At 66.6% G+C, this 14,100-nt stretch carries 9 protein-coding genes; 4 read left to right on the top strand and 5 right to left on the bottom strand.

What is annotated here, in order from left to right:
- Positions 1-139: 139 nt before the first annotated feature.
- Positions 140-2,455 carry an FdhF/YdeP family oxidoreductase gene (locus ACWEO2_RS01435; RefSeq protein WP_452403518.1) on the top strand — a complete coding sequence of 772 codons (2,316 nt, stop codon included), beginning with the start codon at positions 140-142 and terminating at the stop codon, positions 2,453-2,455.
- 82 nt (positions 2,456-2,537) lie between these two features.
- Here the strand turns inward: ACWEO2_RS01435 and ACWEO2_RS01430 are convergent, their stop codons facing one another.
- Complete coding sequence (locus ACWEO2_RS01430; protein WP_452403517.1) at positions 2,538-3,215, bottom strand: hemerythrin domain-containing protein; 678 nt, start codon at positions 3,213-3,215, stop codon at positions 2,538-2,540.
- Between the two features lie 104 nt (positions 3,216-3,319).
- Between ACWEO2_RS01430 and ACWEO2_RS01425 the strand changes: the two genes are divergently transcribed.
- Both ACWEO2_RS01425 and ACWEO2_RS01420 read left to right on the top strand, forming a co-directional pair.
- Positions 3,320-6,613 carry a BTAD domain-containing putative transcriptional regulator gene (locus ACWEO2_RS01425; RefSeq protein WP_452403516.1) on the top strand — a complete coding sequence of 1,098 codons (3,294 nt, stop codon included), beginning with the start codon at positions 3,320-3,322 and terminating at the stop codon, positions 6,611-6,613.
- A 73-nt stretch (positions 6,614-6,686) separates the two neighbouring features.
- A complete protein-coding gene (locus ACWEO2_RS01420) occupies positions 6,687-7,142 on the top strand; it encodes a nitroreductase family deazaflavin-dependent oxidoreductase (protein ID WP_452403515.1) in 456 nt (151 codons plus the stop codon).
- Between the two features lie 128 nt (positions 7,143-7,270).
- Here ACWEO2_RS01420 and ACWEO2_RS01415 read toward each other — a convergent pair whose 3' ends face one another.
- The 4 genes from ACWEO2_RS01415 to ACWEO2_RS01400 all read right to left on the bottom strand — a co-directional run bounded on the left by ACWEO2_RS01415 (position 7,271) and on the right by ACWEO2_RS01400 (position 13,493).
- Positions 7,271-8,191 (bottom strand): NmrA/HSCARG family protein, encoded by a 921-nt coding sequence (locus tag ACWEO2_RS01415; protein WP_452403514.1) that lies wholly within the window; start codon positions 8,189-8,191, stop codon positions 7,271-7,273.
- 3 nt (positions 8,192-8,194) lie between these two features.
- Positions 8,195-8,509 (bottom strand): hypothetical protein, encoded by a 315-nt coding sequence (locus tag ACWEO2_RS01410; protein WP_452403513.1) that lies wholly within the window; start codon positions 8,507-8,509, stop codon positions 8,195-8,197.
- A gap of 745 nt (positions 8,510-9,254) precedes the next feature.
- Complete coding sequence (locus ACWEO2_RS01405; RefSeq protein ID WP_452403700.1) at positions 9,255-10,811, bottom strand: sulfatase-like hydrolase/transferase; 1,557 nt, start codon at positions 10,809-10,811, stop codon at positions 9,255-9,257.
- A gap of 468 nt (positions 10,812-11,279) precedes the next feature.
- On the bottom strand, positions 11,280-13,493 hold the full coding sequence (locus ACWEO2_RS01400) for a serine/threonine-protein kinase (RefSeq protein ID WP_452403512.1): 2,214 nt from the start codon (positions 13,491-13,493) through the stop codon (positions 11,280-11,282).
- A 300-nt stretch (positions 13,494-13,793) separates the two neighbouring features.
- On the opposite strand from ACWEO2_RS01400, the gene ACWEO2_RS01395 reads away from it, so the two are divergent.
- Positions 13,794-14,063: a DUF1876 domain-containing protein gene (locus ACWEO2_RS01395; RefSeq protein WP_354961557.1), complete on the top strand. Its 270-nt coding sequence runs from the start codon at positions 13,794-13,796 to the stop codon at positions 14,061-14,063.
- The last annotated feature ends 37 nt before the right edge of the window (positions 14,064-14,100 follow it).

The raw sequence follows: 14,100 nt of genomic DNA, 5'->3' as shown, positions 1-14,100 counted from the left end.
CGCGCAGAAATTCGTTGGTGCACGGTCGCCGGATAGCTGCATATATGTCCGTCTGACAGCCGACTGCATATCAAGCAAGAATCGTTGAACATCTGACAACCGATCGTCGGATTCCAGGATTATCGAAGGGTTCAGAGATATGTCCGGTCCACACGACGATTTCGCTCCCGACGAAGGCCCGAGCCGGGACCGCGACCAGAACGCGCAGCCGAAGTTCAGTCCGTACCACCATCCCGCCGCGGGTTGGGGGGCCGCCAAAAGCGTCACCAAGTTCATGGCCCGTGAACGCGAGGCGATCGACGGCCCAAGAGCGATTCTGAAGATGAACCACGAGGGTGACGGTTTCGACTGTCCAGGGTGTGCATGGCCCGACGATTTGAAGGGCCTGCGCCTCGATATCTGCGAGAACGGGATCAAGCATGTCGCTTGGGAGATGACACACAAGCGAGTTGGCGCCGAGTTCTTCGCGGCACACACGGTGACGGAACTGTCGAGGTGGAGCGAATTCGATCTCGAGAACCAAGGCCGGTTGACCGAACCGATGACCTACGATCCGGAGACGGATCGGTACGTCCCGATCAGCTGGCAGGAGGCGTTCGAGCTGGTCGGCCGTGCGCTTGCCGAGCTCGATGATCCCAACCAGGCTTCGTTCTACACCTCCGGCCGGCTCGGGAACGAGGCGACCTTCCTCTACCAGCTGCTCGCGCGGGAATTCGGCACAAACAACCTGCCCGACTGCTCCAACATGTGCCACGAGGCGAGCGGGCGGGCACTGCAGGCTGCACTCGGCACCGGGAAGGGCACCGTCGACCTCGTGGATTGGGCGGCCGCCGATGCCCTGTTCATCATCGGGGTCAACGTCGCCTCCAATGCACCGAGGATGTTGACCTCGCTGGTCGAGGCCCACAAACGCGGAGCACAGATCGTGCACATCAACCCTCTCGTCGAGGCGGCAGCGCGGCGCGCGATCATCCCGCACGATTTCCTGGAGATGGCCACCTTCCGCGCCACTCCCACCAGCACCCTGAATCTGCAGCCGCGGATCGGCGGCGACATGGCATTGTTGCGTGGAATCGCGAAAGCTGTTCTCGAGGAAGCACGTACGGATCCGATGGCCCTCGATGCGGAGTTCATCGCCCGCCACACGGTCGGCTTCGAGGAATATCGCGCGATGTGCGAGGCCGCATCGTGGACCGAAATCGAGCGCCAATCCGAAGTCGCCGTCGCCGACATCCGCAAAGCAGCGCGCATCTACTGTGACGCCGACCGGAGCATCATCAGCTGGTGCCTGGGCATCACCCAGCACGAGCACGGCGTCGACACCGTCCGCGAGATCGTGAACCTGCTGTTGCTGCGCGGAAACCTGGGCCGCGAAGGTGCCGGCCCCTCCCCCGTACGCGGGCACAGCAATGTCCAAGGCAACCGGACCTGCGGCATCGACCACCGCCCCACCGAGGCATTCCTGGATCGGTTGGCCCAGGTGTGCGGCATCGACCCGCCGCGGGAACACGGCCTGGACACCGTCCACACGATCGAAGCGATGCAGGCCGGGAACGTGAAGGTGTTCGTCGGCATGGGCGGCAACTTCGCCATGGCCGCACCCGACTCCACCTACACTTACGAGGCGCTACGCAAATGTGAGCTGACCGTGCAGGTCAGCACCAAGCTCAACCGCAGCCACGTCGTCCACGGCCGACGGGCCCTGATCCTGCCATGTCTGGGCCGCACCGAGCAGGACAACCAGCGCAGCGGAATCCAGGCCACCTCGGTCGAGGACTCGATGAGCATGGTCCACCTATCGGTCGGCATGAAACGGCCCGCCTCGCCGCACCTGCTGTCCGAACCGGCGATCATCGCAGGAATCGCGCAGGCAGCACTGCCGAACAGCCCGACCCCCTGGCAGGCCTACGTCGAGGACTACGACCGGATCCGCAACACGATGGCCAAGGTGCTCGACGGGTTCGAGGACTTCAACCGCCGCGTGCGGCTGCCGCTCGGATTCCGCATCCGCCAGCCGGCCCGAGAATTGGTCTTCCTCACCCCGTCGGGCCGCGCGGAGTTCTCGACCGCGGAACTGCCCGACATCGCCCCGGCGGCAGGCACTCTGACGCTGGCCACCGTGCGCTCACACGACCAGTGGAACACCACGATCTACTCCGACAACGACCGGTACCGCGGGATCGAGAACCTGCGCACGCTGGTCTTCATGAATCCCGACGATATGCGCGAACGGGGTCTCAGTGAGTTCGACAAGGTCGATATCACCAGCGTCGCCAACGACGGAAGCAAGAGATCGGTACAGAAATACCAGGTGATCCCCTACGACATCCCTCGCGGTAACGCCGCGGGCTACATGCCGGAGATGAATGTGCTGTGCGCGATCGGCGATTACAGCACACAAAGCGATCAGCCGATCATGAAGAACCTCGAGGTCACCATCGAGCGTTCGATCTGAGTCGGGCGCCTGGGAAGCGCACATCTCGCCCCGATCGGGCCCGAAGTGGTAGTGCAGCAGCGGCTCCGATTGTCGTTCGCGGTCACCACTCGGGATCAGCGTGGTAGATCTCGCGGTATTCCTTGGCGAAGGTGCGGCGGCCGAGCAGGCGCCAGGCGAGCCGGGCGGGGAGTGGCATCTCGGCGAGGAGTTTCCGGCGGTCGGTGTCGGAGACGCCCTGCAGGATGAAGCCGAGGAAGACCAACTGGCGGTCCTTGGGCATGTGCTCGCGGCCGCGTTCGCCGAGCGCCTGCCATTCGAGCGTGGTCATGACGTTCTCGACCATGGGCAGGATGTGCCGCTCCTCCTCGGCCATGTGCTCGTCGAGGGCATCGGAGAGCGCCTGCAGCGTGGCTGCGAGCCGGTCCCGAACCGATGGGTCGGCGGCGGTGGCGAACTCGGCCCCATCGCGGTGGGCGCGCACGGTGAGTTCGGCGATCCGCTCGTGCTGTTCCTCCATGCGCAGCACCAGGGCGGAGTCGGCGGGGGCACGCTCGAGCAGGATCGGCCACATGAGCTCGTCCTCGCCGGTGTGGTGGTGGTGCAGGCCGGCGCCGAGTTCGTCGAGGAAGGTGATCAGGCGCCGGGCGCGCTCGACGTCTCCGGGCGTCACCGCCGCGACGAGGCCGGGTAGCGCGCTGAGGTGCCGGCGGAAGGCGTTGTGCACGACGACCATGTCGTAGGTGTCGGGGCGGCCGGGCGCGGTGCCGGTGGTGCTCATACTGTGCTCCTGTTGCTGTCGGGGACCTCGGCGACTGTGCGGCCCGCCGCTTGCAGCCCACTTGCGAGGCACTGCACGGGATCCCGTCTTAGACTTGGCGCGTTATGGTTCGGATCCGGGTACTCGGTGCGCTGACCGCGGCGGACGAACGGGGCGAACTCGATATCGGCGGTCCGCGGCAACGCGGCGTGCTGGCGCGGCTGCTGGTCGCACGGGGCGAGGTGGTGCCGGTCGATCGCCTGATCGATGACCTGTGGCGGGGTGAACCGCCGCCGCGGGCGCTCGGCGCACTGCAGGCCTACGTCTCCAACCTGCGGCGGTTGCTGGAGCCGCAGCGGGCGCCGCGCACACCCGCCACCGTTCTGATCAGCCGGACTCCCGGCTACGCGGTGCGTTTCGCCACCGAGGACGTGGACGCGTGGCTCTTCGGCGCCGAACTGGACGCCGCTGGGCGGCAGGGCGATCCGCGCGAACGACGGCGCGCGCTGGAACGCGCGCTCGCCCACTGGCAGGGCCCCGCCTACGCCGCCTTCGCGGCGGAGCCGTGGGCAACCGCGGAAGCGGCGCGGCTGGAGGAATTGCGGCTGGGCGCACGCGAGCAACTCGCGGCCGCCCTGCTCGAGGCGGGCGAGCCGGCGCTCGCCGCGGCCGAGGCCGAGGTGTTGAGCAGGGAGCACCCGCTGCGGGAGGAGGCGTGGCGGCTGACAGCGCTGGCTCGATATCGGGCGGGCCGCCAGGCCGACGCGCTGAGCGCCCTGCGGCAGGCCCGCAGCGTTCTCGCGGACGAACTCGGCATCGATCCGGGTCCGGCTTTGACCCGGCTCGAGGCGGACATCCTCGCGCAGCGAATCCCGCTGCGCGAGACGGTGATTCCACTTAAGGAGACACCGTCCGCGTCCGTCGCGGCCCGGAGCGCCCCGCAGGCCGGACCGGATCCCGGATTGTTCGGCCGAACCGCGGAACTCGCCGCGCTGCGCGAAGCGGCCGCCGGCGCCGGCCCTCGGTCGGCGACGGTGGCGGGCGAAGCGGGCAGCGGGAAATCGACTCTGCTGCAGCACTTCGGCGCCGCCTTGCGCGCCTCCGGGCACCGGGTGGTGATCGGCCGCTGCCCGGAGGACGACGCCGCTCCGTCGGCTTGGCCATGGGTCGAGATCCTGCGCGCACTGGCCCGCGAGCACGATCCCGGCGGCTTCGCGTCTGCCCTGGCGCCGCTGCTCACCGACGGCGCCGGCGCACCGGACGCCGACCGCGCCCACGGCCGCTTCCTGCTGCATCGGGCGGTTTGCGACTACCTCGCCGACGTCGCCGCCGTCGCCCCATTGGCGATCCTGCTCGATGACGTACATCGGGGTGACACCGAGACAGCGGCGCTGCTCACCGCGGTGGCGACCCAGGTGCCCGGGCTCGTCATAATCGGCTACCGCCCCGACGAAGTGCCGCCTGCCTTGGCCGACGCGCTCGCCGCCCTGGCCACCACCGTCCGCGCCCGGGTTCGCCTGCGCGGCCTCGACGTCGAGGACAGCGGTCGCCTGATCACCGCCCTGACCGGCAGCACACCGGCGGCCGCCGTGGTCCGGACGTTGCACGAGCGCACCGGCGGAAATCCGTTCTATCTCATCGAGGTCGCACGTCTGCTGCAGAGCGAGGGCGAGCTGGTCGCCGCGACGGACGTTCCGGAGGGCGTGCGGGACGTGCTGCGTCGCAGGTTTTCCCGGCTTCCCGAGACCGGGGTGGCGCTGCTGCGCCTGGCCGCGGTGATCGGCCGGGAGTTCGATGTCGCGGTGCTGGTGCGCGCGGCCGAGGTACCCGAGGACGACGTGCTGGATGCGGTGGAGGCCGGGGTGCTGGCCGGGCTCCTGGACGAACCCGCCAGCGGCCGAGCGCGTTTCACGCACGTCCTGGTGCGGCATACGCTGCTCGGCGACCTGTCCCGGGTCCGCCGCGACCGATGGCATCGGCGGGTCGCCGCTGCGATCGAGGAGATCGATCCGGGCGATCTCGCGGCGCTGGCCCACCACTACGGCGAGTCGGTGAACCCGGAGACGGCACGACGGGCCGCCGACTACGCCGTGGCGGCAGCCGAACGGGCCGAGCGGCGCTACGCCCACGACGTCGCCGCGGCCGGATACGAACGCGCGGCCGCCGCGCTCGAGCGCCACACCGGCGCCGATACCGTCGAGGAACGGATCGCGATGCTGTGCCGGGCGGGTCGAAGTCATCTCGCCGGCGGCGCCGGGCTCGCCGCTCGAACCGCTCGGCACCGGGCAGCGGCGCTGGCCGAGGAGGCCGGCCGGGCCGATCTGCTGGTACGGGCGTTCACCGCATGGGACACACCCACCCCGTGGATGAATCGGCTGTACGGCGTGGTCGAGCACCGGGTGGTCGGTTGGATAGAGGACGCACTGCGTTCCCCCGGCCTCACTCCCGGCGACCGGTGCCGGCTGCTGGTGACCCTCGTTGACGAGATCGGTGGCGAGGCAGGCGAACGCGCGGCGATGGCCGCTGCCGAGGCCGAAGCCCTGGCCCGTGCACTCGGTGACGACGCCCTGCTCGCTCCCGCGCTACAAGCCATGGCCTCGCTCTACGACTCGCCGGACCGCGGCGCGCTCGGGGCCGAGCTGATCGAGGTCGGGCGGCGCACCGACCGCAGCGATTACCTGCTCCTCGGCCACACGGTCGCGATCCAGGCCGCCGCATCCGCGGCCGATATCGCCACCGTCCGTGAGCATCTCCGGGCAGCCACCGTGCTGGCCGACCGCTATCAGTGGCGGCAGGCGCAGGTGGCGAACGCGATGGCGTGCGGGCTGGTGGCCCTCGCAACCGGTGACCCCGACACGGCCGAGCAGCACTATCTGCGAGCCAACGAACTGCTCACCCGCGCGGGCATTCTCAATGCGGGCGGAATCCTGGCCATGGCGCTGTTCGTGGTGCGGCTGCACCAAGGCCGCGCTGGTGAACTGGTCGAGATGAGCAGCGCATTCGCGGACAGCGCCATCCCCGCGACCGTCGACGCCGTGGTGGACTTTCTGGCGCTGGCCCTGCTCGCGGCCGACGACCGGACGCAAGCGGCGCAGGTCCGGCGCCGGGCCCGGCCGATCCGCGACGACGTGTTTCGATCACTGTTCCTCACACTGCGCGGCATGGTGGTCGCGACACTGGGCACGCCCGACGAGGCCGCCGCGCTCTACCGCGATCTGCTTCCCTTCCGCGATCGGCTCGGTGGCGCCGACACCGGTTCCTACTCGGTCGGTCCGGTCGACACCGTCCTCGGTGACCTGGCGGCCCGGCGCGGCGATGCCGAGCTCGCCGCCGAGCACTACCGGGCCGCGCTCCGCATCGCCCAACGCTGCGGCAACCCGACTTGGATCGCGGCCGCGGCCGAACGCCTCGAGCGCTGACGCTTCACTGGTCGCTCACAAGCCGGACCCGGACCATTGCTCCCGACGATCCCGACCGACCGAGGAGTACCCCGTGCCGCATACCCGCCGCTTTCGCGCGGCCACTGATCTGTACCTGAAGACCGCAACCACCGCGCACCGCAAACTGCTCGACCTCAGCGGCGGCCGCGTCGGTACCCGATTCAAGAAGATGCCCACCCTGGCCCTCACCACCACCGGACGGCGAACCGGGCTGCCGCGCACCGTGATCCTCACCGTCCCCATCATGGAGGGCGACAGCTATCTCATCGTCGCTTCCCGGGGCGGAGACGACATCTCCCCGGACTGGTTCCACAACCTATGTGCCGATCCCGCGGTCGAGGTGTCGTTCCAGCACAGCGCGACGCAGCCGATGACCGCCCACGTGCTCGCCCCGCAGGAACGCGACCGGCGGTGGCCGCAGGTCGTCGCGGCGTACCCGGGGTACGAGACCTACCAGAAACGAACCGTCCGCCAGATCCCCTTGGTCCTTCTCAGCCCACGCGGGTGAGCTGCGTCGCCGCGGGAGCCCGGCCTTGCGGTAGATCAGCACGGCGACAACGAGTTTCGGACGGCTGCTGATTGCAAGGGGTCGGGCCCGGTCCCGACCCCACATCGAAAGTCCACCGCCACCGGCGCTCACCCTTGCGCGCCGAGCGGACGGCCCAACTTGTCGCGCTTGACACTAATGGTGCGCTTGTTCTCCCAGCCCTCCTCACGCAGCCAGTCCTCCAGCGTGCGTAGATTCAGCTCCGGGTAGCGACGGCGCAGGCCCTCGACGTCGGCCTGATAGCCGCCCGCATTAAACCAGCGGAACATTTGGAAGAACTCCTTGCCGAGCGCGACGCGCACGATCGGCATCGGCAGGCGCCTGTACTTGACCGAGCGGCCCAGGACGCGCGCGAAGACCTCGGCGGCCTGGCGGTTGGTCAGCTCGCTGCCGGCGATCTCGAGTTCGACACCGAGGAACTCGTCGGGTCGCGCGAACGCGAGCGCGACGAACTTGCCGATGTCGTCCGTCGCGATCGTCTGGTAGGGAATGTCGGCACGCACCGGGTCGTTGAGCCTGCCCTTCAACAGCCCCTTCTCGACCGCCGGGATGTAGTAGTTCTCCATGAAGGACGCCGGCCGAAGGATCGTGGCGGGCAGGCCGAGCGCGCGGATGTGGCGCTCGATCACACCCTTGGTCTCGAAGTGGTCGATGCGCGAGCCGCGCTCGGCTCCGCCCACCGAGGAGAACACCAGGTGCTCGACGCCGGCGGCGCGCGCGGCGTCAGCAACGTTGCGGCCCTGCTGGACCTCACGTTCAGCGCCGACGCTCCAGAAGTCCTGGACGCTGTAGACGCCGTGAGCTCGGATCATCGCGCGCTCGAGACTCTCGACGTCGTCCATGTCGCCCTGACAGAGCTCCACTCCGCTCGCCGCGAGCGAACGGGCTCGCGGCGAGTCGGGATTGCGTGTGAGCGCGCGGATCGGCATCCCCCTCGCGAGCAGGTGACGCACGACAGCGCCACCCTGCCGGCCGGTGGCGCCTGTGACGACGATGAGTTCGCGTTCCACGTCTCAGCCCTCCTGCAGCCAGGCTCGCGCCCGGTCTGGGTCGTCGAAGTAGTCGGTCACGAACGTCGCCGCATCTCTGTCGTCGGGCCGGAAGCCAGCTCTGGAGGGCAGCAGATAGGCGAAGCGCTTCAGGCCTTTGCGGAGAACGGTTTCAACGCGGCGCGGCTGGGTTTCGCATGGAACGCGGTCGAGCCGCAGCCCGGAGTTTACGACGATAACTACATCACGCAGATCAAGCAGAACCAGCAGATGGTCGTTGCATACCGACCTCCGGCACGCGTACGCAGTTTCCTCGACGAGCTGCATATCAAATGCCACTTTCGAGTAGGTTGATGCCTCTGCAGGATGGTGGCCGGATGCCGAGTGCGGTGCCAACAAATCTCGCGGTCCGGTTCCGCATCAGCCGACATCAGGAAGCCACCTCCGGCCCGCGGTAGCAGTAAGCCTAGCGACCGGCTTCACGGACTGGAGCCGATTCAGTGGACGTCTCATCCCCTCGGGGACTCACGAGTAAACGTCACGACGTAGACGGCTTTGCCTGTTGTTCACCCCAGCGTTCGGTAACCAGACACCTGGCCGTTTCAGGCCAGGTGCTCGCTCGCCGCTCAGGCTGCTCACCAGGGTGTTGCGTGCAGTCATGGGACCGTTGTGGGCTCTCGGAATCGGCGGTACCGGCGTCGTGTCCAGCATCGGAGTCAGTCATGTTCGCCGATACCTCCAGCGCAGCCATGCCGTGAAAGCACCCGAGTTGCCTTCCAGCGCTCAGCAGCCCCAGTCTCGAGCGAACGGGCTACCCACCGACAGCGAGCAGTAACCGGCCACACGCGATTTGGTGGGTAGTCTTCTCTGGAACACATTCGGTCACGCATCGCCGGAATCGTATGTCCGCGTGCATAGTTCACGTTGAATGTGAATGAAGCAATGGCAACCGCGGTGAGGGGCGGATCTCATCACTGATTACCCTTCAGGAGCCGGTCCGATGGATCAATCGGTCCATCGGCCGCCGCCACACCGCAAAACAACGCTGTGCCACCCAACCCGGCGACCGTTGTTGAACACCGCGCTAGTTCTGAGGGGTGAGGAAGTCCTCCAGGAAGTTGCCCAGGCGTTCGGCTTTGGCGGTGATGCTGGATTGGGAGGAGATGTAGTCGGAGATGCCTTGGTCTTGGGCATCCTTCAGGTAGGCGGGGAGGGGTTGTTGGAGTTCGGTGTTCATGGCTTGGGCTAGGAGTTGTTCCATTTTGGGGCGCAAGGGGTTTCCGGTGGCGGCTTGGTTGTCCAGTTCCAGGCGGCCCTTGTCGGTGGCGTAGTCGTAGAGTTCGAATTCTTGGTCGGCGGAGCTGTCGATTTGAATTCGGCCGTCGAGCCAGTGGGAATATGCCGCAAATTTGGCGTCTGCGGTGCGGACCATGATGACGTGGCCGGGGGCATTGTGGTCGAAGAGGATGGCGGCCTCTTCGATGGTGGCCTCGTCGGTGGTGTAGGCGATGAAGGGACGACCAGGGGCGGAGTCGTTGCGGCACAGCGCCATCAGGTCCAGGCGGCCGGACAGGTGCTGGTAGTGGTCGGTGGAGCGCCACTCGTTGCCACCGGTGGCGATGGACAGCAGCAGAGGTGTCAGGTCCACACTGGAGGTGAGTTGCGTTCGGACCGCGGTGGAGTCGGTGGGGCTCAACAGGCCGCGGGGATCGTGGACATAGAAGGGGACGCGGACGGCTTCGTCGTAGGCGCCACCACCCTTGCCGTGCAGGCCGTGGGAGCCGGCGTAGTCGCCGTGGTCGGAGGTGAAGATGACGACCGTATTGGCGGCGACGTCGGGGCGGGACTCCAGAGTGTCCAGGACGCGGCCGATCTGGGTGTCCACCTGCTGTTGCAGCCACAGGTAGAGGTTGCGCATATCGATCCACGCCTGCATGGCTTCGGGGGTGCCGTAGGGCGCGAGACCGAAGGCCACCACCGAAGCCTGCACCAGCGCCATCTGCAGGCGCGGCTTGGCCGAAAGCTGTTCCAAGGACTCGAAATTGCCAGGCAAGTCGCTCACCCAGCGGGGAATGTCGAGGCTGTTCTGGTCGCGGCGCGTCCAGCGCGGCCAGTACTGGATGTCGTGCGGGTTCACCAGCGATACCGTGGTGCACCAGGGGGAGCCGCCGGAATCGTGCTCGAACCAGTCCACGAAATCATCGACGATCTTGGGATCGGCCTGCAGGCCCTGGCCCGGCGCGCCGTTCGGCGAGGGATAGGTGCCGCCGCCGAACCCGTACGCCTCCAACGCGCCCGGCGTCCGATCCGGGTAGTGCCCCAGATGCCACTTGCCCCACCAGGTCGTCTCGTACCCGTTCTCGCGCAACATCGACCCCCAGGTCGGAAACCGCGGGGACAAGGTCGATTCCGACACCACCATGCACCCGGTCTGATGGCTGTACAGCCCGGTGACCAGCGCGCCACGCGAGGCGGTGCAGTCATTGGCTGCGGTGTAATGCTGCTCGAAAGACACACTGCCGCGCCGGATCCGCCCGATATTCGGCAGCAGCTGATCCAGCATCGACTGCTCGGGGAACCACGCCGGCGCGCGCATCTCGTCCACGATGACGACCAGGATATTCGGCTTGTTCGGATCCATATCCGCACGCGCCCGCGCCGCCGGACCCGCCGCGTTGGCCGCGACCGCCGCCGTCACCGAGGCGGCCGCGCCGGTAAGAAATCCACGTCTGCCGAACACTGCGGCCTCCTACGAGTCGATGCCGCGCCGGACTTGGGCGGCGGTGCTGCGGGCAGCGTAGGTCAGCCGCGACGCGGCGCACATCACGCGCGGGTGTGACACCAGGTCCCCTGCGTGGGGGATAGTTAGACGCCAGTGGGATCGAGACTCGGCGAGCTGCAGTCGGGATAAGCCATGAAATTCGCTACGGCGCAGGTGCGCTGGGTGGGCTCGGGGGGCTGTCGAGAGACTGGGCGAGCAGGGCTTGCGCTGTGCGGCACAGGGTTTCAGCTGCCAAGAATGCCAACAATCCTGCCTCGCGCCGGTCGTATGCCCACTGGGACAGTTCACTGATCGCAGCCTGATAGATTTTGCCGCAAGAATCAGGCCTTACTGGACCACCCGCTCGAGCGCGCGCAGATCGGCATCCAGCTTGCGGAACAACCAGTAGACGGCGACGAATGCGAGCCCGGAGGCCCCGCACAGCCCCAGCACCGAATCGCGCACGAGCGGAAGCTCTTCGGGTTCGAGGGCGGTGAATCCGGCCAGCACCCCGACCAGCGGCACCGACGCCGTCACCGCGAGATAGACCGTGGTTCTACGGCGCAGCGCACGAAGATGCTCCGAGTCGCGCGCCGTAGCGCGGCCGTAGCGCAGATAGATGGGATAGACGCAGCGGACGACGTAGAACGTGGACAGGAAGAATGTGTAAGCGACGGAGATGGTGCCCGCCACCAGCACGGTCGTCGCCGCATGGACCATCAGCCGCACCGGAAGTTCGGTAAGCCAAACAAGCAACAACACCCCTGTCACGGTTGCGCACACCGCGAACAGAAGGGTGTTCATCGCACACAGGTCGCCCCAGAACAATGTTCGCGACCGCACCCGCGCGAGCTTTGCCTCGTCGTAGCGTCGGCCATTGCGCAAGCCGCGCGGCACCGCGAGCAGATCACGCGACATATACGCGTAGATGAGGATGGCCGGTGGCGAGGCACAGAGGATGAAAACGATGACGCCCATATCGATCTGCGAGTTGATGGCATCGGACAGACGCTCTCTGATCAGCTCTTGGACGTGCACAGCCAGATAGACCGTAGCCAGGCTGACGCCCACCAGCGAAGATAGCCAGAGGATGGGGGTGGGCCATCGCGAAAGTCGTGCCCGCCAGCTGTTCGGCGGCGGATAGACAAGGTCGCGGGCCCGCTCCTCGAGGCACAGGTCGAGCTGCTGAGCCAATTCCGACCCGCACGAGTAGCGGTCTCGGCGATCGGGCGACAGACACTTCAGCAGCACTCGACGCAGCGCCATGGGGCAATCCGGCGGAAGCTCCGATAGGAACGTCGACTCGACGGGTCTGCGGCGCAGCTCGAGCATGCGGGCCAGCGATGTCTCCGACTCACCGGCGAACGGTTCGTCCGCGAATGGGCGGCGGCCCGTGAGCAACTCCCACAGCATGACACCCAGCGCGTAGATATCGCTTCGGGTGTCGAGATCGGCGGCGGTCGTCGGCAAGTCCGGATGGCAGGCCTCGAGCTGTTCAGGCGACATGTACGCCAGTGATCCGCCGAAGTACGCCAGCGGACTCGTCCCCTTGAGGTGTTTGCTGGAGCTGACATTGAAGTCGGCCAACTTCGGGATTCCCTCGGCGCTCAGCAGCACGTTCGCGGGTTTGATGTCTCGATGCAACACCCCTCGGTCGGCCGCATGCTGAAGTGCGTCCGCCAGTCGGCGGCCCAGCCACCCGACGGTCTCTGGCCACGTCAGTGCGGCGGTCCGGGTCCGAACAGCAGATTCGGTGGGCCGAACCTCGCCCTTCTCGGCCAGCACCTGGTCGATGGCATCGAGCAGCAGTTGCCCGCTGCGGTGTTCCGCAGCCGTCGAGCGCTGTAGGCGCAGCACGTCGAGCAGCGTTCCCCCTGGCAGGTACTGCATGTAGAGCAGCTTGAGCTCGCCATCTGCGATGAGTCGCTGGTCGAAGATGCGCACGATGTATTCATGGTCCAACTGGGCGAGGGTCTGCGGCTCATTGCCGTGGTTATGGGAAATCTTGACCGCGACCAGTCGCTGCATTGATTGTTGCCGAGCGAGATACACCTGGGCGAAGGCGCCGGACCCGATCCGCATCAGGAGGTCGAAATCGTCGATATGGTCGCCGACATTGATGGCGTCGAGCACAATTTGGGCACTTGGACGAGCGATCATCGTGCTGCGGTAGTCGCTCGTGAGCTGTGCGAGCTCAGGGTGAACCGTGGCGGTGGCCTCAGCGAGCACGCTAGCCGCATCGGCTGCGTGTGAACCGCGGCGCAGGGCGTGGAATTCCTCGTAGACCAGCTCGGCTGGCAGCGGGCCATCTTGCAGCTCTGCGAATTCGGCACGGTATTCGCTCAGTCGTTTGGGAAAGTGATAGCGAAGCCAGCGGTATTCGAGATCGATTTTTATCAGTTCGATCAGTATCGCGCGCCGCTCAGCCGCTTCATGTGGTAGGTATGCCGACAGATCTGGTGGGGACCCGGACGCCCAAGCCACTGAAAACTGTGCCACCACGGCGGCAAGCGCTGTGCGGGTTCGTTCAGCTGGATCGACCAGATCGATCGGCTCGTGCATCGGTCGCTCGGAATCGGCGCCGGGTGATCACCCGGCGGCTACGCGCGATGCGGACCTGTGTCGCAGTTGCCCCACGTTGTTTCCTTTCCGCCAAACCTCCAGCTCAAGGGTATCTCCCCGATATGAGCGAATGGGCGGCAACAGCGGGGATCGGCCGTGGCAGATGTGCGCAGGCGGTCATCGAGTTCGGCCATTATGGTCGACAAATCGCGAAACCGATCATGGTGTGCGCGAGCTATAGTGGTGCGACTATTGGAGGTGAAGCGACGCGGTCCCCACTGAATCTGGAGGGCAGTGCGAATGCCGTCGAAAACCTGGAACATCTCCATCGATATCGAAGAACTCGACCGCCTCACCAAAGTAAAAGCGCAGCTGATCGGCCGCGGGGACGAGCCATTGATCGCAGCCGGGTCCGCACACGTCAATCCCGCCGACCAGAATATTCCTGCCATCGGCGACGAACTCGCTTGTGCCCGTGCGCTGCAAGATCTGGCTCACCAATTGCTGCACGCGGCCATAACCGATATCGAAGCCCATACGCATAAGCCGGTTCAGGGCTTGCAGGGCTGACTCTGATCTACAGCGTTCAACACCACGCCACGGAAAT

The organism is Nocardia sp. NPDC004278 (genome assembly GCF_053602975.1).
This window is presented reverse-complemented; position numbering and strand designations above follow the sequence as displayed.

Bases quoted from the DNA above. Each gene is read 5' to 3' on its own strand.
- ACWEO2_RS01435 (WP_452403518.1), top strand. From the start codon at position 140: ATGTCCGGTCCACACGACGATTTCGCTCCCGACGAAGGCCCGAGCCGG.
- ACWEO2_RS01430 (WP_452403517.1), bottom strand. From the start codon at position 3,215: ATGAGCACCACCGGCACCGCGCCCGGCCGCCCCGACACCTACGACATG.
- ACWEO2_RS01425 (WP_452403516.1), top strand. From the start codon at position 3,320: ATGGTTCGGATCCGGGTACTCGGTGCGCTGACCGCGGCGGACGAACGG.
- ACWEO2_RS01405 (WP_452403700.1), bottom strand. From the start codon at position 10,811: ATGGATCCGAACAAGCCGAATATCCTGGTCGTCATCGTGGACGAGATG.
- ACWEO2_RS01400 (WP_452403512.1), bottom strand. From the start codon at position 13,493: ATGCACGAGCCGATCGATCTGGTCGATCCAGCTGAACGAACCCGCACA.
- ACWEO2_RS01395 (WP_354961557.1), top strand. From the start codon at position 13,794: ATGCCGTCGAAAACCTGGAACATCTCCATCGATATCGAAGAACTCGAC.